At 67.5% G+C, this 18,383-nt stretch carries 18 protein-coding genes and 1 tRNA gene; 4 read left to right on the forward strand and 15 right to left on the reverse strand.

Translation table 11 applies throughout. The features are described from left to right. Positions 1-89 precede the first annotated feature (89 nt). From ABWV53_RS14190 to ABWV53_RS14200, 3 genes are all read left to right on the forward strand, one after another. Positions 90-1,358, forward strand: coding sequence for an aspartate kinase (locus ABWV53_RS14190; RefSeq protein ID WP_353366790.1), 1,269 nt, complete (start codon positions 90-92; stop codon positions 1,356-1,358). 41 nt (positions 1,359-1,399) lie between these two features. Next, positions 1,400-1,492, forward strand: a tRNA-Ser gene (locus tag ABWV53_RS14195). 611 nt (positions 1,493-2,103) lie between these two features. After that, on the forward strand, positions 2,104-2,538 hold the full coding sequence (locus ABWV53_RS14200; protein WP_353366791.1) for a hypothetical protein: 435 nt from the start codon (positions 2,104-2,106) through the stop codon (positions 2,536-2,538). A 159-nt stretch (positions 2,539-2,697) separates the two neighbouring features. On the opposite strand, the gene ABWV53_RS14205 is transcribed toward ABWV53_RS14200, so the two are convergent. The 6 genes from ABWV53_RS14205 to ABWV53_RS14230 form a co-directional block, all read right to left on the reverse strand. Next, positions 2,698-3,552 (reverse strand): hypothetical protein, encoded by an 855-nt coding sequence (locus ABWV53_RS14205; protein WP_353366792.1) that lies wholly within the window; start codon positions 3,550-3,552, stop codon positions 2,698-2,700. A 39-nt stretch (positions 3,553-3,591) separates the two neighbouring features. Beyond that, positions 3,592-4,497, reverse strand: a complete 906-nt coding sequence (locus ABWV53_RS14210; protein WP_353366793.1) for a hypothetical protein — start codon at positions 4,495-4,497, stop codon at positions 3,592-3,594. 465 nt (positions 4,498-4,962) lie between these two features. Continuing rightward, a complete protein-coding gene (locus ABWV53_RS14215; RefSeq protein WP_353366794.1) occupies positions 4,963-5,118 on the reverse strand; it encodes a hypothetical protein in 156 nt (51 codons plus the stop codon). Between the two features lie 255 nt (positions 5,119-5,373). Then, positions 5,374-5,976: a phage tail protein gene (locus ABWV53_RS14220; protein ID WP_353366795.1), complete on the reverse strand. Its 603-nt coding sequence runs from the start codon at positions 5,974-5,976 to the stop codon at positions 5,374-5,376. 47 nt (positions 5,977-6,023) lie between these two features. Then, a complete protein-coding gene (locus ABWV53_RS14225; protein ID WP_353366796.1) occupies positions 6,024-6,755 on the reverse strand; it encodes a hypothetical protein in 732 nt (243 codons plus the stop codon). 572 nt (positions 6,756-7,327) lie between these two features. Next, positions 7,328-7,825: a DUF4142 domain-containing protein gene (locus ABWV53_RS14230; protein ID WP_353366797.1), complete on the reverse strand. Its 498-nt coding sequence runs from the start codon at positions 7,823-7,825 to the stop codon at positions 7,328-7,330. A 193-nt stretch (positions 7,826-8,018) separates the two neighbouring features. On the opposite strand from ABWV53_RS14230, the gene ABWV53_RS14235 reads away from it, so the two are divergent. Further along, positions 8,019-8,237, forward strand: coding sequence for a hypothetical protein (locus ABWV53_RS14235; protein WP_353366798.1), 219 nt, complete (start codon positions 8,019-8,021; stop codon positions 8,235-8,237). A 108-nt stretch (positions 8,238-8,345) separates the two neighbouring features. On the opposite strand, the gene ABWV53_RS14240 is transcribed toward ABWV53_RS14235, so the two are convergent. The 9 genes from ABWV53_RS14240 to ABWV53_RS14280 form a co-directional block, all read right to left on the reverse strand. After that, positions 8,346-8,891, reverse strand: coding sequence for an Rrf2 family transcriptional regulator (locus tag ABWV53_RS14240; RefSeq protein ID WP_353366799.1), 546 nt, complete (start codon positions 8,889-8,891; stop codon positions 8,346-8,348). 226 nt (positions 8,892-9,117) lie between these two features. Further along, on the reverse strand, positions 9,118-9,510 hold the full coding sequence (locus ABWV53_RS14245) for a hypothetical protein (RefSeq protein WP_353366800.1): 393 nt from the start codon (positions 9,508-9,510) through the stop codon (positions 9,118-9,120). Between the two features lie 28 nt (positions 9,511-9,538). Beyond that, a complete protein-coding gene (kdpE, locus tag ABWV53_RS14250; protein ID WP_353366801.1) occupies positions 9,539-10,252 on the reverse strand; it encodes a two-component system response regulator KdpE in 714 nt (237 codons plus the stop codon). Positions 10,253-10,275: 23 nt separating this feature from the next. Beyond that, positions 10,276-13,032: a DUF4118 domain-containing protein gene (locus ABWV53_RS14255; RefSeq protein ID WP_353366802.1), complete on the reverse strand. Its 2,757-nt coding sequence runs from the start codon at positions 13,030-13,032 to the stop codon at positions 10,276-10,278. A gap of 16 nt (positions 13,033-13,048) precedes the next feature. After that, complete coding sequence (gene kdpC / locus ABWV53_RS14260; RefSeq protein ID WP_353366803.1) at positions 13,049-13,657, reverse strand: potassium-transporting ATPase subunit KdpC; 609 nt, start codon at positions 13,655-13,657, stop codon at positions 13,049-13,051. Positions 13,658-13,842: 185 nt separating this feature from the next. Further along, positions 13,843-16,008: a potassium-transporting ATPase subunit KdpB gene (gene kdpB / locus ABWV53_RS14265; protein ID WP_353366804.1), complete on the reverse strand. Its 2,166-nt coding sequence runs from the start codon at positions 16,006-16,008 to the stop codon at positions 13,843-13,845. A gap of 57 nt (positions 16,009-16,065) precedes the next feature. Then, positions 16,066-17,874 (reverse strand): potassium-transporting ATPase subunit KdpA, encoded by a 1,809-nt coding sequence (gene kdpA / locus ABWV53_RS14270; protein ID WP_353366805.1) that lies wholly within the window; start codon positions 17,872-17,874, stop codon positions 16,066-16,068. A 1-nt stretch (position 17,875) separates the two neighbouring features. Continuing rightward, the gene (locus tag ABWV53_RS14275) at positions 17,876-17,971 is read right to left on the reverse strand and encodes a potassium-transporting ATPase subunit F (protein ID WP_353366970.1); all 96 of its coding nucleotides are present in this window, start codon (positions 17,969-17,971) and stop codon (positions 17,876-17,878) included. Next, a complete protein-coding gene (locus ABWV53_RS14280; RefSeq protein ID WP_353366806.1) occupies positions 17,971-18,099 on the reverse strand; it encodes a hypothetical protein in 129 nt (42 codons plus the stop codon). Before ABWV53_RS14280 ends, ABWV53_RS14275 begins: the two co-directional genes overlap by 1 nt. Positions 18,100-18,383: the final 284 nt, after the last annotated feature.

Genomic DNA, 18,383 nt, shown 5'->3' on the forward strand with positions numbered 1-18,383 from the left:
CCTTCTGCACGAACCGGCGGCGCGCCAAAACGCCTTTTTCTCCTTTTCCCGCGCCCTGTCAGTCATCGGTTCGTCCTTCCACATATCCAATGGCACTGATCGTTCATAAATACGGCGGCACGTCGATGGGCTCCACGGAGCGCATCCGCAACGTCGCCAAGCGCGTGGCCAAATGGGCTCGGGCCGGCCACCAGATGGTGGTGGTGCCCAGCGCCATGAGCGGCGAGACCAACCGCCTGCTAGGGCTGGCCAAGGACCTGGCGCCCTCACGCGCCACGTCGGCCTATCACCGTGAACTCGACATGCTGGCCGCGACCGGCGAGCAGGCATCGTCGGCGCTGCTGGCCATCGCGCTGCAGGCTGAAGGCATGGAGTCGGTCAGCTACGCCGGCTGGCAGGTGCCCATTCGCACGAACAGCGCCTACACCAAGGCCCGCATCGAATCTATCGACGACCAGCGCGTGCGCGCCGACCTGGCGGCCGGCAAGGTCGTGATCGTCACCGGCTTCCAGGGCATCGACGAGCAGGGTCACATCACCACGCTCGGCCGTGGCGGCTCCGACACGTCGGCCGTGGCCGTCGCCGCCGCCATGAAGGCGGCCGAGTGCCTGATCTATACCGACGTGGATGGCGTTTACACGACCGATCCCCGCGTGGTGCAGGAGGCCCGCCGCCTGGCCACCGTGAGCTTCGAGGAAATGCTGGAGATGGCCAGCCTCGGCAGCAAGGTGCTGCAGATCCGCTCGGTCGAGTTCGCGGGCAAGTACAAGGTGCCGCTGCGCGTGCTGTCGAGCTTTACGCCCTGGGACATCGACATCGACGAAGAAGCCCGCTCCGGCACGCTGATCACTTTTGAGGAAGACGAAAAAATGGAACAAGCCGTCGTATCCGGCATCGCTTTCAACCGCGACGAGGCCAAGGTCTCCGTGCTCGGCGTGCCCGACACGCCCGGCATCGCCTACCAGATCCTGGGCCCCGTGGCCGACGCCAATATCGATGTGGACGTCATCATCCAGAACCTGAGCCGCGACGGCAAAACCGACTTCAGCTTCACGGTGAACCGCGGCGACTACGCCCGCACCGTCGAGCTGTTGAAGGAGAAGGTCTTGGCGCAACTGGGCGCGCAGGAAGTCGTGGGCGACGCGAAGATCTGCAAGGTCAGCATCGTCGGCATCGGCATGCGCAGCCATGTCGGCGTCGCTTCCAAGATGTTCCGCGTCTTGAGCGAAGAGGGCATCAACATCCAGATGATCTCCACCTCGGAAATCAAGACCTCGGTCGTCATCGACGAGAAGTACGTCGAGCTCGCCGTGCGCACGCTGCACAAGGCTTTCGATCTCGACCAGCCCGCCGCGTGATCGGCTGAATGCCTCTGAATCTGAGGCATAATAGCGGGATTGGAAACGTGACCGAGTGGCCGAAGGTGCTCCCCTGCTAAGGGAGTATGGGGTGTAGAGCCTCATCGAGGGTTCGAATCCCTCCGTTTCCGCCACGACAATAAGCCCCAAGTAGGTGATCTGCTTGGGGCTTTTTTCATTTTTTGACCCGCGCTTGAGCGAGCTCGACTTGGTTTGAACCTAACGGTGTTCTTTGCGCTGGCCAAACCTATTTCTAGCGCTTCAATGACTGTCGCCAGTTTGCTGCCGAGGTCTGCGTTCGGGATCCATTTCGCATAGTCCTTCAGCATCAACTGCACGCTGTGCTTGTACTGGTTGGCAATCCGCTGGACCGACACCGAGGTCGAGCCTGGGCATATGCGTGGGTCAGAAAGATGACCTAGGCATGCGCGCCAAGGGCGCCGTCCTGCGTCTGGGGCCGCCGCAAGCTTCCTGGTGATGTGCGAGGGTTATGCGACGGGGTGGTCCATTGAGCTGGCGGTGCGGCAGATGCAGCTCAACACCGCGGTGCTGGTGTGCTTCCCGCAAAGGCGTGGACTACTGATCGCCGCGGGCAAAGGTGCCGCATTCATCGGCTGCCACATCTACCAGCTCAGGAGCGACTGGGACGGCTGCCCCAAGCCGCGCACCTTCGCCGCAGCCGACATCGAGCAACGGGCCCAGCACCTGCCCCCGCATCAAGGCGCAGAAGCGGAGCACGCGCGGCGTGAAGGATGTGGAGGCGCTCGACTGGGCCGGAGCGCGTGCTGAGGCGGATGCCTGGACCGACGCGGAGTGCTGCCGCGTGATCCCGCGGCTGCCCAGCCTGCGCCAACTGGTTGAAGAGCACGCCGGCCTGCTGTCATGGGTCGCCGCCCTGGGCATCAAACAGTCGCCAACCAAGCTACTGGACGTGCAGGCCTGGTGGGCCGGCGGCCGCCCGGCATGCCGGGGCGCAAAGGAGCGGGCAGGGCGCACCTGCAAGGCCTGCCACCGCGTGCGCGAGCGCCCCATGCCGCACTGTCAGGAAGGGTTGCGGATCTCCCGGCAACTCGCCCACCACCTGCACCGCGCGCAGCTCCTTAAGGGACGTGCTGCGCCAACTGCCACGCCGGAACCACTGCGCCGCAAACCGCTGATGCTGTGTGTACTGTGTACCTAGAGCGCAGGCGCATCCAACCGCCATGCCATACGCGAAGCGGTTTCTGGGCGGTGGGGCTGGAATGTTCTGAGGTGTTGTAGGAGTGCGCGCGGATGTGAGAAAGCCCCGAGGCGGTGATGACCGGGGCTTCTGCTGTTGGTGCGCGTGAGTTTGAAAGCGTTATTCACGGAGATCGTTGACGTCGAGCCCGTACTGTTCTGGCCTGCAGCGACTGGGAGATCCGAGGTATGGTCCGTTGGACTGACAGGTAGCGGTGTAGTACCGATACTGCCCGCTGGAGTAGTAGAGCCGGGCGTTCAAAACGCCGTACTCGTCGACCTTCAGGTCTGTGATGCGATAGGACATCCGATCGCCCGCCCATGAACCAGGCTTGTCGCAATTCGCCGCTCCATCAGAGGCAAAACCCTCGCCCGCGGCTCGCAAGTTGCCCGCCAACGTGCAGGTTACAGGGTCCCCGTTAGACCGGAAAGTCCGCTCGGTGATGTAGAGCTCGGTCCTATTGGAAGAAAGCTCGAGATACACCGGCTGGAGGTATACGGATAGTGCCGGGACTTCCACACTGCCGACGAAACCACCGTTGATCCGTACTGAGTGGTCCTCGAATTGGAAGCGGGAGAAGCGTTGAGGGGGCTCTCCTGGCAGGGTGATGGAGCCGGTGGTGGAGGTGTCAAACTCGATGGAAATCGGGCCCGCGACCTGGGCGACCTGGCCGCTGCGTTGAGGCCCGGCCAGTGCCCGGCCGTTCTTGAATTCGCTGAGCTCGCCGGTGAAGATGTTCCCGTCTTTCAATGCTCCGCTTGCCTGCAAAAACATGGAGCTTCCATCAGGCCGGTATCCGAAGTAGGTGACGATGACCGTCCGCCCTCCCTGCCGGTCGATTTGGACGCCGCGCCCAGGCCTGCCGTCGAGTTCAGACCCGATGGTCCACATCCCCTGCTCGGGAAAAAGAGCAAAGGCGTGGGTTGCGCTCAACCACACGGCTGCGGATACGAGGGCATGCTTCAGTTTAGTCATTCAGATTTCCGGGTTTAAACGGGGCAGGCGGGCCGATAGTTACCGCGAGGGTATCGAGGCTGGGTGGACCCAATCAACCGGGGTGTTGTCACCAACGCCGAGTTCGAGGGGCCTGCACCGGGATCTGCTTCCGTCTGCAAACTCAGGGCCTTTGGTAATGCAGGTCCCATGCATGTGCTTCATTTCCACTGCTTGCTGCAGGGGGTCCGCGTCGCTCATGTAGAGCCGAGCCGAGAACATCCCCCGCTCATTCACCTTGAGGTCGACAAGCTGGTACTGCCAGGTCACCGGCGTATACGAGTTCACATCCTTGCAGGTCGCAGTTCCTCTGGATGTAAACGTCTCCCCGGTGGGGCGAAGGTCTCCTGTGTAGCTGCACTCGATGCTTCCTCCGGTGGTAGGAGTCTTCTCTGTCATCGAGAATTTGCCGGGCTGGGCCTGAATGGTCGCAGTGGTATTTGTGTAGAGCGACGAATTGGCTCTGTAAGAGCGATACTCGAATCCGAAATTCAAGCGGGCGAGGTGATCTTCGTACTGGTAACGGCTGAAGCGCTGCGGCTCCTCGCCAGGCAACGTCACGGTGCCGGAACTGGTGCTGTCGAATTTGATGGCGATGGGCCCGACTACCTGGGCCAGTTCGCCGTCCCGTGCTGCGCCTCCGAGGAGTCGGCCGTTCTTGTACTCAGTCAGATTCCCAGAGAAGAACATGCCGTCGGTCATCTTGCCACTGGCCTGCAGAAACATCGACGAGCCGTCGGGACGGTAGCCGATGTACGTGAGGATCAGATAGTCGCCGCCCTGGCGGTCTAACTGAATGCCGCGGCCAGGCTTGCCATTGACCTCTGAACCAATGGACCACATGCCTTGTTGGGGAAGGATGGCGAAAGCAGGCGCTGCCAAGGTGAGCATTGCTGCGGCCAAGCAGGCGCGAGGGAACTTGATCATTCGAGTCTCCAGTGTTGAGGCGGACCTGACACTTTAACGGCGGCGCCTGAAAGAAAACGTACTTGAGATCGCACGATGTCTGCCTGCGCCCGCACTCCCGGAGGCGCCACCCGCATGCTCATGGCCCAGACCACACGGACGCAACATACGCCCCACATCGGAGCCACGCACCGTGGCCGGGGGCGAGCCAGGCAGGAAGCCCGGCTGCGCATTTGGCTACGCATCGACCGCATGCAAGGGCTTCGAGTAGTTGATCGGCATATCCTGATCGCTGCGCAGTGCAACGCCGATAGAGCAGTCGCCCGTGCGCGAAAGGTCCACGCCGCAACTCTAGCCGCTACCCTGAAAGGGTTCAAGGATTCCGTTTTGACGAGAGCCCAGGGCTGGCCGACGCCGGTTGGCGGGTAGGACTGTGCGTAAAAGTGAAGCGACTTTGGCTAGGAAACTAACCTGTCCGTTGAATTTTCACGCCCGTGAAAAATGAAATCCAGGAGCGCGCATGATGGCCGCCCAACCGACATAAAACATCGGACGGAGCGGAATGCAGGCGACGAAGCTCAAGCCCCGTTCATGGCTCTGCTGCGCGACCGCCTGGATCAGCTCGAATTTCCTGGCTTGCATGCGCCCGCTTTGCAGGCCCGAGCGCGGTCGCCAGCGGGGAATGGCGAGCGGACCGGGCCTGAAAGCCAGAGACCACCGGTGCGCTGGAAGGCCACGGCCAGACTACCTCGTCAGGCGACCCGACTACCGCAGTGAATGTAGACGGCCTGCAGCAGTTTCTCCGAATGCTCTTTGGATAAAGTGGGCCAATCCACATCAGAGCCTATGCTGCATGCGGATTCCGCAGAGAGAACAGAGGTTGGAGGCGCCGGAGTGTCAGTCGGGACGGGCCGGATACAGGCCATCGAACACGATGCACCAGTTCACGGCGACAAAAGGATTGCGGATATTGACAGGCAGGTTCTGCCCGGTCACGCCCGTCATTCCAGTCGCTATCTGCGTATTCGGGGTTGCTTCGACGTAAATCCCGGCGTTTTGTGCCGTGCCAAGGGTTCGGCCCGAGGCGGGCGTGGCATGGGTTGCCGGCAGGGTACTAACGCTCGACATCACCGAATGGTTGTGTGCGGGCAAATTACCGGTAAAGAGGGTCTGTTGTTCATCGCCGCCCGCCTGGCCCAAGCTGTACGAACTCAAGCCCGGTCCACTCCCTTCGCCGATGGGTGAACGGCCTTGCATGTCAGGGAGCCGAAAGTTGCTCGATCCATTCCCGCCGTACGTTATTCCAATGACTGCGAACAATGGGGTGTATTGCTGGATGCTCAGAGTCTGCCCCTTGGCGGCGATCGTCCCCCGGGGGCAGAAGGTGCCAGCGGTCGCAAAGAGTTCGCCGACGTATTTTTCTTGGGCGTGGGCGGTGCCGACGCAAAGGCCCGTCAGCACAAAAAAGCTAGCGTGCAGGGCCGCTTGAGCGTGTGTCATGGGATTCTCGTCCGAATGAGTGAGAAGAGTGAGAAGAGGCCGCCGCCTCACTGGGCGGCTATGAAGCAGACATAAGCCAGCGTCTCAGTGGCCTCGAGCCAGCCGCCTGCAATGGCGACGCCATTGGCGGAGCTTTGCGAAGCCACCAATCCCACCGCACGCCCATTGCTGGAGCGGCCATCCAGAAGCAGGGAATAGGTGGCTGTCGACAAAGGCGGCTGGAACTGCACGGTGAACACATTGCCCGCTTTGGTCACCTGAAACTGTGCGCCGCTCACGACGGTGGGCGTGCTGTTGAAGCACCCGTGACGGACAGCGGCGAGCCCCGACACCGAACCGCCTGCCGGGCCGACAGGCCCGGTGGGCCCTGCTGCGCCGGTCGCTCCCGTGTCGCCTTTGGGGCCGGTGGCACCGGTCTGGCCCTGCGGTCCCTGGGGTCCGGTCGGCCCCTGAGCGCCTGTGGCACCCGTAGCACCCGCGGGGCCCTGAGGTCCCGCAGCTCCCCCCACCCCGGGTGAACAGGTGGTCAACTGCCCGGCGGCGTCATGGCAGGTCAAGCGGCTGTTGCCTGGGGTCGCCGGCAAACCCGGCACCTTGACCTCGCCCGTCCCGTCGACTCTGAACCGCTCCTGACCGCCCGGGTCCTTGACGACAAAACCCCCGCCGGGAGGCGGAGTCAGCGATATGTCGGCGGCACAGGCACCCGTCGATAGCATGGTGAGCGCGACGGTGTGGATGAACGTCTGACCGTGAAGCCGGAGAGCAGCGGTGGGGTTCATGGGATCTCACGAATGGGGAGGCCGCTCCTGGCCTGGGCTGTCAATGCAGGGCGGATCGCCTGGGAACAATCCGCACGGCCACTTGACAAGAGCAGGCGGCGATTGGACCCGCGTTCACCTTCGTTTGCAATTGTTCGTCGGGCCGGTCCTGAACGAATTTCGACCTTTCCACAGAACACCACCTGCCCACGCGAAGGGAGCCACGGACAGCGCTGCCGCCATCGACACCCTGCGGCCACGCCATCTTGGTGTGAGAAGAACGGCATTTGCGAGATGCGGCGCCATTCCGCATCTGCCCGATTCGTGAGGTGACGAAGCGACCCGCGTGGGGGACAGGTGCGGAGGCACCGTCCAAGCGTTTCCCAGTCTCCGTGTGGAGGGGTCGAGAAGCCGTCCTCGCAAGGAAAAGCCCCAAGCGATGGCTCGCCCAGGGCTGAGGGGCCGGTTCGTCATCCCGGCCATCGATCCCATACACGGCGTGGGTAGCGTAATCGGGCCAGCGCCCGCGTGAAGGGTCTCACTGATGGGCTACCGCAGCCCGCGTGTTGCGGGCGCGCCAGCGCCTGGAGTCGTCAGCGGCTGCCAGATTTCACCAGCCCGTCGGCATGTTCCTTGTGCCCCTTCAGCGTCGGAATGGTCTTCGCGGCAAAGGCCTTCAGTTCCGCGTCATCTGCGTTCTTGCTGGCCTTTTCGAAAAGCGCGATGTCCGTTTTGTGATCCGCCTGGCCCACTTGCTTGACGAACTGCCTGTCAAAGTCTTTCGCGCCGCCCATCTTCTCGAGCTTGCGTGTCTTGTCCGCCGGCAGCGCGGATGGAAGCGTCGCGCCCTTGGCGGTAGCCAGCGCCTTCAGCTCATCGTTGGCGGCGGTGTGGTCGTTCACGAGCATGTCGCCGTATGACTTCACACCCTCGGAAGTGCCCTTGGCCTTCGCCAGCTTGCCCGCCTCGACTTCATACATGCCGCCCGCGGCGGCCTTGGTGATGAAGTCCTGATCCTTTTTGGATACATCGGCGTGGGCAACACTGGCCAGACCCATGATGGCTGCGGCGACGAAATGGATGGTTTTCATGCGTTCTCCTTGGAAAAAAAACCAGCCTCTGCGCCCACCTGGACGCTTCGCGTGAGCCGGCATGCGTGCCGCTTGCAGGGCCAGTCCTACGCACACGCCGCCCGATCAGGATGCGCTGGCGACGGTCTGGCTGACGGAGCGGCGGGCCGAAGCAGGTGCAAACTCGACACCGAACCAGCCCACAATGCACCCCATGAAAACCATCGACGAGATGCTGAACCTTGATCTGCTGACACACGAACAGCACTCCGAAATCAGTGCGTGGATAGCCCGATCGGCTTCGCCGGACGACATCCTGTCCATGCCCCGCGCGCTGTGGCAGGCGGTGGAGCGCGCCAGTCAGGTCATGGGAGTGAATGAAGACCTGCTTCGTCCGCCGGCGCTGGATGCGGGCAATCTGTTGCCGCAATAGGCATCCGGCCCTGCAGCGACATTGCGCAGGGCCGCTCCAGCCACCGGCACCGGGCGGGGCAGCGATGGCCGGGGCAAGCGGCGCTCATCGGTCGGCGCCGCCGTTCCGTCAGGCCGAACTGAGCCGGCCCAGCGCGAACACCGAGTTCGGCACGTTGCGTGCGGGTAGCTGCGTGCGCACCGACTTGCGCGGGGCGGGGCGCGATTCCCGCTCCGTGGTTTCCCACGCGCTCGCCTGCCACGTCTGCTGCTGGAGCAGATCGGCGACGGTGATCGACTGCAGGTAGTCTTTCACGCGCGAGTGGAACGACGTCCACAGCTCCTCGGTCATTTCCGCCGACGGCAGGGCCTGGCCGTCCGCTGCGGCGTCAGCTGCGTCTGCGGCGGGGCGCGACATGAATTTCTCCGATGCAGCCACGATGTCGGCCACCGACAATTCGTGCGGTCGCCGCGTGAGCGTGTAGCCGCCCCCGGGGCCACGGATGCTGGTCACCAGGCCCGCCCGGCGCAAGGCGCCGAAGATGTCCTCCAGGTACGACAGCGAAATGCCCTGCCGGGCGCTGATGCCCGGCAGGGCCACGGGGCCACCGTGGGAGCGCAGGGCCAGGTCGGTCACGGCGGTCACGGCCATCTTGCCTCGGGTGGTCAAACGCATGATGAAAAACTCCTTGCAATAGCGCTGGCCCAGCATCGCCGCAGGGGTGCGGCATCGGTGGCCGGGCGGGCGTCACGACAGGCACGCCCGGGACCGACGCTGGGTCAGCAGTGCCCGAAGGCACGAAACGAGAAAAAAGGGGAAAAGAGGCGCTGGCGAGCGCAGGGCGTGCAGCCCGAGGGGCCTGTGGCGGCCACGGCGCGCGAGCGCCGCACGGCCGCAGCCCTCAGGCGACGAGGCTGGCGCGGGGGGGCTTGCGCGGCGTCGCGGGGGCGTGCGAAGCGGACTGTGGCGGGTCCACCTGCATCGGCGAATAACTCTCGCCAGGTTGACGCAGGACCGCCGAGGGCGGGGTCAGTTCATCCGGCAGGTCGTGCAGATCGTCCGCCAGGGCATGGCCCGGCCGGTCGGGCACCGTGTCGGCAGGGGCCTGCGCCGGCGACTCGGCGAGAGACGCCAGCGCGGCGTGATGGAACGCGGGTTCGTCGGTGGCCGACATCAGCGACTGAGCAGCGGTGGCGCGCTGGTCCGAACCCAGCGGCGTGGCCACGCCCACGGCCGACACTCCTACGCTGAGGAAGAAGTGCAGAGTGAAGACCGTGATAAACCACCGTAGCATCGTGGGTAAATTATAGCCAGGGAGCCACTCAACCAGCGGCAGCAGGCTCCAGGACGAGGCGATAGCCTACACCTGTCTCCGTCAGCAGATGCCTGGGCTGCGTAGGGTCGGCCTCCAGTTTGCGCCGCAGATGCCCCATGTGGATGCGCAGGTAGTGGCTGCGGTCCACATGGCCCGGACCCCACACGTCGATCAGCAACTGGCGCTGCGTCAGCACCCGGCCGGCGTTCGCCGCCAGCACGGTAAGCATGCGGTACTCGATGGGCGTGAGATGCACCGGCTGCCCGGCCCGCAGCACCGTGCGGGCGGCACGGTCCACCTCCACGTCCCCGAAGACGAGGCGCGGCTCGGGCTCCGCAAGCCCGTCGCTTCGCCAGGGGCGGCGCAGCGTGGCCCGCACGCGCGCCAGCAGCTCGCCGGTGCCGAAGGGCTTGGTCAGATAGTCGTCGGCGCCGGCATCCAGCGCGGCGATCTTGTCGGCCTCGTCCACGCGGGCAGACAGCACGATGATCGCAGCCGGCGACCAGGCGCGCGCGTCGCGGATCAACTCCAGCCCATCGCCGTCGGGCAGGCCCAGGTCGAGCACCACTAGATCCGGCCTGCGGGTGGCCACAGCCGCCAGCCCCGCCTGCAGCGTGGCGGCCTCGTGCACCTGCCAGCCTTCGCTCTCCAGCGCCGAACGCACGAAGCGGCGGATCTGCGGCTCGTCTTCGATCACGATCACGGTACGGGGCGGGTGCATGGCGGGCATTGTCGGCGACCGGCTCAATCGGCCACCATTGAATCGGCCGCCACTGCCGGCGGCTCCCGCCGCGGCAAGGTCAGGTGAAAGAGCGCGCCGCCGCCGGCGGCCGTGTCGGCGGTGATGTCGCCGCCATGCGCCCGTGCGATGGCCTTGCAGATGGCCAGCCCCAGCCCCACGCCAGGAATGGCCGACTCCAGATGCCCCCGCGTGAACTTGTCGAACGGGGTGGCCCCGGGGCCGCGCAGCGAGGCCGGCAGGCCCGGGCCATGGTCGGCCACCGTCAGGTGCAGCAGCGCATCGTCGGTCCACGCACGCACTTCGAAAGGAGGCGCGCCATACTTGGCCGCGTTCTCCAGCAAGTTGACCAGCACGCGCTCCACCAGCACAGCGTCGAATTCGACCAGCGGCAGCTCGGCGGGCACCTGCGTGCGCACCGGCAACCCGCCCAGCGCCGCCTCGCTGGCGCGGATGGCCGAGCCCACCGCTTCTTCCACCGACTGCCAGTCGCGCCGCAATTGCGGTGCGCCGCCCGGCAGGCCGCCGTCCAGCCGGGCCATGTCGAGAAGGTTGGTGACCAGCGCATGCAGCGCCCGGGTCTGCTGGGCGATGGCCCGGGCCGTGTCCGCGTGTTGCGCGGCGGGCTGGCCGGGCAGGCCCTCGGCCAGGCCGCGGAGCACCGTGAGCGGCGTGCGGATGTCGTGCGACAGCGCGCCCAGCAAGGTATTGCGCAGCCGTTCCGATTCCATGTCGACGACCGCCTTCTGCGCGATGTCGACGTAGTGCACCCGCTCCAGGGCGATGGCGATCTGGCGGGCGAGCGTGTCCAGCTGCCGCGCATGCTCCGGCACGGCCAGCAGGCCGGGGTCGGGCAGGGTCAGCGCCAGCACGCCGCGAACGCGCATGGGCGCCTGCAGCGGCACGTAGCGCCAGGCGCGGGCGGACAGCGTCGCCGTGCCCAGCCCGGCGGCCTCGCCGTGGCGAAAGGCCCACTCCGCCACGTCGCCGTCCCAGCCGGGCGGCGGCGCGGCGGGCGGCGCGAGGCGGTCGGCCGTGTCGGTCAGCACCACCACGGCCTGGCCGCCGAAATAGGCCCGGATCGCTTGCTCGCCCAGCGCGGACACCTGCCGCGCTTCCAGGGCGCCCGACAGTTCCCGCGTCAGCTCAAACAGCGAATGCGTGCGCCGCTCGCGTTCGGCGGCTACTCCGGCCGATGAGCGCAGGCCGGCGGTAAGCTGCCCGATCACCAGCCCCACCGCCAGCATGACGGCGAAGGTGACCAGGTACTGTGCGTCGCTCACCGCGAACGACATGCTGGGCGGCACGAAGAAGAAGTCGAACGACAGCACATTCAGCAGGGCTGCCAGCGCGGCGGGCGCACGGCCCCAGCGCAACGCCACGCCCAGCACGCCCAGCAGGAACAGCATGGCGATGTTCACCTGATCCAGCGTGTCGTCCAGCGGCAGGGTCAGCAACGTGAGCCCGATGCTGACCGCCGTGGCGCTGGCGAAGCCCCACCCGGCGGCTGCACGGCGATGCCGGCCCGCGCCGAGCCCGGCGCCGTCGGCCGCGGGCGATGCGGCCGTGGCGCGCGCCAGCGCCCGGTGCTGCGGCGTCGGCGCGACCTGCACGATGTCCACCCCGGGCAGTTGCCGGCTCAGCCGGGTGTGCAGGCTGGGAGCCAGCCACCACCGGCGCCAGGCGGGCAGGGCGGTGGATGCGCGGCCGACCACCAGGGTGGCGCAGTTCAGGCGCGCCGCCTGTTCGGCCAGGCACTGGGGCACGCTGGGCGCGGTGGGCACGGCCGTCTCCGCGCCCAGGCTCTGCGCCAGCTGCAGGGTGGCCAGCGCCTGCTCGCGCCGAGCCGTCGGCAGGCGCCGCTGCGGCACCTCGACATGCACCGCATGCCAGCGCACGTTCAGCTGCCCCGCCAGCCGGGCGGCGGTGCGCACCGTCTGCGCCGAGGCGGGCTCGCTGCCCACGGCGACGAGCAACGCGCCGGAGGTGTTCCAGGCCTGGGCCACGCCGCCCGCCGCGCCGGCGCCGGAATGCTCGACGCGCCAGTCGCGCATGTCGTCTTCCACGTGCTCGGCCGTGCGGCGCAGGGCGATCTCGCGCAGCGCGATCAGGTTGCCGGTGCGAAAGAAGTTGCGGGCGGCCTGCTGCGCCTGCGTGGGCACATAGACCTTGCCGGCCTTCAGGCGGGCCAGCAGTTCGTCGGGCGTCACGTCCACCAGCACGACTTCGTCGGCGTCGTCCAGCACGGCGTCGGGCACCGTTTCGTGCACGCGGATGCCGGTGATGGTGCCCACCGTGCCGTTCAGGCTCTCCAGGTGCTGCACGTTCAGCGCCGTCCACACGTCTATGCCGGCGGCCAGCAGTTCCTGTACGTCCTGCCAGCGCTTGGCGTGGCGCGAGCCGGGCGCGTTGGAGTGGGCCAGCTCATCGACCAGCAGCACCTGCGGCCGGGCCGCGAGGGCGGCGTCCAGGTCCAGCTCGTACAGCGTGCGGCCCCGGTAGGGCACCTCCCGCAGCGGCAGCACCGCCAGGCCGTCCAGCAGCGCGGCGGTTTCGGCGCGGCCATGGGTTTCGATGACGCCCACCCGCACATCGCGGCCCGCCTGGCGCTCGCGCTGCGCCGCGCTCAGCATCGACCAGGTCTTGCCCACGCCCGCATTGGCGCCGAAGTAGATGCGCAGCCGCCCCGTGCGCTGCTGGGCCTCTTCGGCGCGCAGCTGGGCGATCAGGGCGTCGGGGTCGGGACGGTCGATGTCGGGCATGTGGCGCAATGATGACTCAGCGCGCGCCGCGCGCCGCCGCCCCGGCCTGGGCCAGTGCCAGGTTCAGCGCCAGCACGTTCACGCGTGGCTCGCCGATCAGGCCCCAGAGCGGCGCCTCGGTATGGCGCTCGACCAGCGCCTGCACCGTGGCCTCGGGCAGGCCCCGCAGCCGCGCCACGCGGGCGGCCTGGTAACGGGCCGCGGCGGGCGTGATGTGCGGATCGAGGCCGCTGGCCGACGCGGTTACCAGATCGACCGGCACCGGGGCCGTGTTGCCGGGGTCGGCCGCCCGCAGGGCCTGCACGCGGGCCTCCACCGCTTCGGTCAGCGCGGGGTTCAGCGGCCCCTGGTTCGACCCGCCCGAGGCCGCGCCGTTGTTGGGCATGGGCGCGGTGGCCGAGGGGCGACCCCAGAAGTTGCGCGGGTCGGCGAACGGCTGGCCGATGAGCGCGGAGCCGACCGTGCGGTCATCGCGCTCCACCAGGCTGCCCTGGGCCTGCCACGGGAACAGCGCCTGCACGGCGGCGGTGACGGCAGCGGGGTAGAGCAGCCCGGTGAAGCCGCTCAGCAGCGCCAGCAGCACCAAGGCGGGACGAAGGCTGGACTGAAAAAAGGTGGTGAACATGGAAATGGCTCCCGGGTGTGGATTTAGAAGGTGTGAATGAATCCGGCGCGCCCGAGCGGGCCGCACAAACGCGTCCCGTCAAGGCGCAAAGCGCAGCCATAGCTCGAGCTATGGCGAGCATTTGTAACGCTGAAGGGGCGTGTTTTTGCGGTGCGAGCGGGCATGACGGGTTCGTTCATACCTTCTCAGGCGAGGCCGGCGGCTGCCAGAAGCATGTCGATCAGCTTGATGCCGACGAACGGCACGATGAGCCCGCCCAGGCCGTAGATGGCCAGGTTGCGGCGCAGCAGGGCCGCTGCGCCGACCGGCCGGTAGCGCACCCCCTTCAGCGCCAGCGGAATCAGGAACACGATGATCAGCGCGTTGAAGACCACCGCCGACAGGATGGCCGACGAAGGGCTGGCCAGCCGCATAACGTTCAGCGCGTCGAGCTGCGGGTAGGTCGCGGCGAACAGCGCCGGCACGATGGCGAAATACTTCGCCACGTCGTTGGCGATGGAGAAGGTGGTGAGCGAGCCGCGCGTCATCAGCAGGGCCTTGCCCGTCTCCACCACCTCCAGCAGCTTGGTCGGGTTGGAATCCAGGTCCACCATGTTGCCGGCCTCCTTGGCCGCCTGCGTGCCGCTGCCCATGGCGACGGCCACGTCGGCCTGCGCCAGCGCGGGCGCGTCGTTGGTGCCGTCGCCCGTCATGGCGACCAGGTGGCCGTCTGCCTGGTACTTGCGGATGCGGGCCAGCTTGTCCTCGGGCGTGGCCTCGGCCAGAAAGTCGTCTACCCCGGCCTCGGCCGCGATGGCGGCGGCCGTGAGCCGGTTGTCGCCGGTGATCATCACCGTCTGGATGCCCATGCGGCGCAGCTCGGCAAAGCGGTCCTTGATGCCGGCCTTGACCACGTCCTTGAGCTCGACGATGCCCAGCACGCGCCCGCCTTCGGCCACCGCCAGCGGCGTGCTGCCGCGCCGGGCCACGTCGTCGGCCGTGGCCTGCACCGCCGCAGGCACCGGGCCGCCCAGCGACTCGACGTGGCGCAGCACCGCATGCACCGCGCCCTTGCGCACGGCGACGGCGGCAGCGCCGGGGCCGGCGGCCGGCAGGTCCACCCCGCTCATGCGGGTCTGGGCGGTGAAAGGCACGAAGACGGCATCGGCCGGCGCCTCGGCGCGCACACCCGCCTGGTGGGCGAGCGCGACGATGCTGCGGCCCTCGGGTGTTTCGTCGGACAGCGAAGCCAGCAGCGCCGCGCGGGCGAGCTGAGCGCCGTCGCAGCCCGGCGCCGGCATGAAGGCGCTGGCCTGGCGGTTGCCGTGCGTGATGGTGCCGGTCTTGTCCAGCAGCAGCACGTCCACGTCGCCCGCTGCCTCCACCGCCCGGCCGGAGGTGGCGATCACGTTGGCCTGCATCATGCGGCTCATGCCGGCCACGCCCACGGCCGACAGCAGCCCGCCGATGGTGGTGGGGATCAGGCACACCAGCAGGGCGATCAGCGCGGCCAGCGGCACGGCGCTGCCGGCGCCCGCGGCCTGCACGCCGAAGAGCGAAAACGGCAGCAGCGTGGCGGTGACCACCAGGAACACGATGGTGAGCGCCACCAGCAGGATGGTGAGCGCGATCTCGTTGGGCGTCTTCTGGCGCCGTGCCCCTTCCACCATGCCGATCATGCGGTCGAGGAACGACTCGCCCGGGTTCACCGCGATGCGCACGATGAGCCAGTCCGACAGCACCCGCGTGCCGCCCGTCACGGCGGAGAAGTCGCCGCCCGACTCGCGAACCACCGGAGCGGACTCGCCGGTGATGGCGCTCTCGTCCACCGATGCCACGCCGTCCACCACCTCGCCATCCAGCGGAATGACGTCGCCGGTTTCCACCAGCACCATGTCGCCGCGGCGCAGGTCGCTGGCCTGGGCGGGCAGCCAGGCGCGGTCGGCGCTGGGCCAGCCGGCCTTGAGCTTCTTGGCCCAGGTGTCCTTGCGCAGCCCCTTGAGCGACGCCGCCTGCGCCTTGCTGCGGCCTTCGGCCAGCGCCTCGGCGAAGTTGGCGAACAGCACGGTGAACCAGAGGCCCAGCGCCACCGCCAGCACGAAGCGGGGCGACATGCCGCTGGCCTGGGCTGCCTGCGGCGCGGCAAGCGCCTGCGCCCAGAGCAGCGTGGTCATGATGCTGCCCACATAGACCACGAACATCACCGGGTTGCGCCATTGCGCCGCCGGGTGGAGCTTGGTGAGGGCGCCGATCAGTGCCGGCTTGAGCAGGGCCGCGTCCAGCAGCGAGGGTGCCGAGGGTTTCAGCGACGCGGGCAGGGGCGCTCCGGCAGCCGTGGCGCCGGGCGTGGAGGAGGGTAGGGGATGGGACATGCTTGTCTTTCTTGGTGCGCTTCAGGCCGCCTGGCCGGAAGCGGACGGGCAGGGCGATCAGCGGGCGGGCCAGAGCATCAGGTGCTCGACCACCGGCCCCAGCGCCAGCGAGGGCACATAGTTCAGCAGGCCGACCAGCAGCACGGTGGCCACCAGCAGCGCCACGAACAGCGGGCCATGCGTGGGCAGCGTGCCGCTGGTGACGGGCAGGCGCTGCTTGGCCGCCAGCGCGCCGGCGATCGCCAGCACCGGCACGATCACGCCGAAGCGCCCCAGCCACATCGCCACGCCCAGCAGCGCGTTGTAGAAAGGTGTGTTGGCCGACAGGCCGGCGAAGGCGCTGCCGTTGTTGTTGGCGGCCGAGGTGAAGGCGTAGAGCACCTCGGAAAAGCCGTGCGCCCCGGGGTTGGCGATGCCGGCGGTGCCCGCGCCGGTACTCACCGCCACGGCCGTGCCCAGCAGCACCACGATAGGCGTGACCAGAATGGCCAGCGACACCAGCTTCATCTCGCGCACCTCGATCTTCTTGCCGAGGTATTCCGGCGTGCGGCCGATCATCAGCCCGGCGATGAACACCGCCAGAATGGCGAACACCAGCATGCCGTAGAGCCCGCTGCCGACGCCGCCGAAGACCACCTCGCCCAGCTGCATCAGCACCAGCGGCACCAGCCCGCCCAGCGGCGTGAGCGAATCGTGCATGGTGTTCACCGCGCCGCACGACGCCGCCGTCGTCACCGCCGCGAACAGCGCCGACGCGGTGATGCCGAAGCGCACTTCCTTGCCTTCCATGTTGCCGCCAGCGGCCAGCGCGCTCGCCGTCTGGTCCACGCCCAGGCGGGTCAGCAGCGGGTTGCCCGCCTGCTCGGCAGCGGTGATGGCGACGACGGCGGCCACGAACAGCACCGTCATCGCAGCCAGCAGCGCCCAGCCCTGGCGCGCGTCGCCCACCACGCGGCCGAAGGCGAAACACAGGGCCGTGGGGATGAGGAAGATGGCCAGCATCTCCATGAAGTTGGCCAGCGCCGTCGGGTTCTCGTACGGGTGGGCCGAATTGGCGTTGAAGAAGCCGCCCCCATTCGTGCCCAGCATCTTGATGGCCTCCTGCGACGCCACCGGGCCCATGGCGATGGTCTGGGTGTCGCTGCGCGCCGCCTCGGTGATGGGTGCGCCGGCCGCATCCAGCACGGGCTGGCCTGCGGCGTCCAGGCGCGGCGCCTGGTAGACGGTGGTCTCCAGCGTGCTCACCGTGGCGTCGGGTCGGAAGTTCTGGATCACGCCCTGGCCCGCCAGCAGCAGCGCGGTGGCGAACGACAGCGGCAGCAGCACCCAGAGGGTGATGCGCGTCACGTCGGCCCAGAAGTTGCCGACCAGCCCCTGCTTGTCCGCACGCCGGCCGGCAAAGCCGCGCGAGAGCGCGAACACCACCGCGATGCCGGTCGCGGCGGAGAGGAAGTTCTGCACCGTCAGGCCCAGCATCTGGGTGAGGTGGCTCATGGTGGCCTCGCCCGCATAGCCCTGCCAGTTGGTGTTGGCGACGAAGCTCACCGCAGTGTTGAAGGCCGAGTCGGGCGCCACCGCGGCGCGTTGCATCGGGTTCAGCGGCAGCCGGTCCTGCACGCGCTGCAGCGCATAGAGCAGCAGCGTGCCGACACCGTTGAAGGCGATCAGGTTCAGTGCGTAGCGGTGCCAGGGCATGGCCACGCCGGGCTGCACGCCGGCCAGGCGGTAGAGCGGCGCCTCGATGCGCTCGAGCAGGCGCGGCATGCGGCCTTCGCACAGCGCGGCCAGCAGGCGGCCAAGCGGCCAAGCCAGCAGCGCCAGCACAGCCAGGAAGAGGGCGAGCAGCCCCCAGGCGGATGCGGTCATGTCAGAACTCCTCCGCGCAGATCAGCGCGAACACGAGGTAGGCGAACAGCAGCACCGCCACCATGCCGGCCAGGCCATACAGCACGTCGGTGGCCATCACGCACGCTCCCCGGCAGGCGCGGCCGATCGGTACAGCCACCAGGCCACCTCGGCCGCCACCACCCACAGCACCGCTATAGCGGCCAGCCAGATCGCATCCATCGCATCGCTTTCGTTGTCCAACATGGCGGCGATTCTGGAAATTCGGGCGCAAAGACGGTGCAGAGATGCCGGGGCGCGATGTAAAAAAGCCATAAAGGCCGCGCATGCATGCCTGACCGACTGACATGCTATTGATTTGATAGCTGGCTGCGCAGGTGGGATGGGCGCTGGCGGCCTGAAACACCCTCAAAACAGGTGGCAAGCAGCGCGCCACGCCGGACAAGACATGCCTATACAGGTTGGCCCGCGTCTTGCATAGATGACCGCGCAGCCGCAGCGCTGCACCGGCCGGGTGCACGGCGCACGGC

Origin of the sequence: Acidovorax sp. FG27 (assembly GCF_040365715.1) — a bacterium.
Lineage (GTDB): Bacteria > Pseudomonadota > Gammaproteobacteria > Burkholderiales > Burkholderiaceae_C > Paracidovorax.

Bases quoted from the DNA above. Each gene is read 5' to 3' on its own strand.
- kdpB (WP_353366804.1), bottom strand. From the start codon at position 16,008: ATGTCCCATCCCCTACCCTCCTCCACGCCCGGCGCCACGGCTGCCGGA.
- ABWV53_RS14215 (WP_353366794.1), bottom strand. From the start codon at position 5,118: ATGCAAGCCAGGAAATTCGAGCTGATCCAGGCGGTCGCGCAGCAGAGC.
- ABWV53_RS14275 (WP_353366970.1), bottom strand. From the start codon at position 17,971: ATGGCCACCGACGTGCTGTATGGCCTGGCCGGCATGGTGGCGGTGCTG.
- ABWV53_RS14220 (WP_353366795.1), bottom strand. From the start codon at position 5,976: ATGACACACGCTCAAGCGGCCCTGCACGCTAGCTTTTTTGTGCTGACG.
- ABWV53_RS14245 (WP_353366800.1), bottom strand. From the start codon at position 9,510: ATGCTACGGTGGTTTATCACGGTCTTCACTCTGCACTTCTTCCTCAGC.
- ABWV53_RS14190 (WP_353366790.1), top strand. From the start codon at position 90: ATGGCACTGATCGTTCATAAATACGGCGGCACGTCGATGGGCTCCACG.
- ABWV53_RS14230 (WP_353366797.1), bottom strand. From the start codon at position 7,825: ATGAAAACCATCCATTTCGTCGCCGCAGCCATCATGGGTCTGGCCAGT.
- kdpA (WP_353366805.1), bottom strand. From the start codon at position 17,874: ATGACCGCATCCGCCTGGGGGCTGCTCGCCCTCTTCCTGGCTGTGCTG.
- ABWV53_RS14255 (WP_353366802.1), bottom strand. From the start codon at position 13,032: ATGCCCGACATCGACCGTCCCGACCCCGACGCCCTGATCGCCCAGCTG.
- ABWV53_RS14225 (WP_353366796.1), bottom strand. From the start codon at position 6,755: ATGAACCCCACCGCTGCTCTCCGGCTTCACGGTCAGACGTTCATCCAC.
- ABWV53_RS14205 (WP_353366792.1), bottom strand. From the start codon at position 3,552: ATGACTAAACTGAAGCATGCCCTCGTATCCGCAGCCGTGTGGTTGAGC.
- kdpC (WP_353366803.1), bottom strand. From the start codon at position 13,657: ATGTTCACCACCTTTTTTCAGTCCAGCCTTCGTCCCGCCTTGGTGCTG.
- ABWV53_RS14280 (WP_353366806.1), bottom strand. From the start codon at position 18,099: ATGTTGGACAACGAAAGCGATGCGATGGATGCGATCTGGCTGGCCGCT.
- ABWV53_RS14210 (WP_353366793.1), bottom strand. From the start codon at position 4,497: ATGATCAAGTTCCCTCGCGCCTGCTTGGCCGCAGCAATGCTCACCTTG.
- kdpE (WP_353366801.1), bottom strand. From the start codon at position 10,252: ATGCACCCGCCCCGTACCGTGATCGTGATCGAAGACGAGCCGCAGATC.
- ABWV53_RS14240 (WP_353366799.1), bottom strand. From the start codon at position 8,891: ATGCGTTTGACCACCCGAGGCAAGATGGCCGTGACCGCCGTGACCGAC.
- ABWV53_RS14235 (WP_353366798.1), top strand. From the start codon at position 8,019: ATGAAAACCATCGACGAGATGCTGAACCTTGATCTGCTGACACACGAA.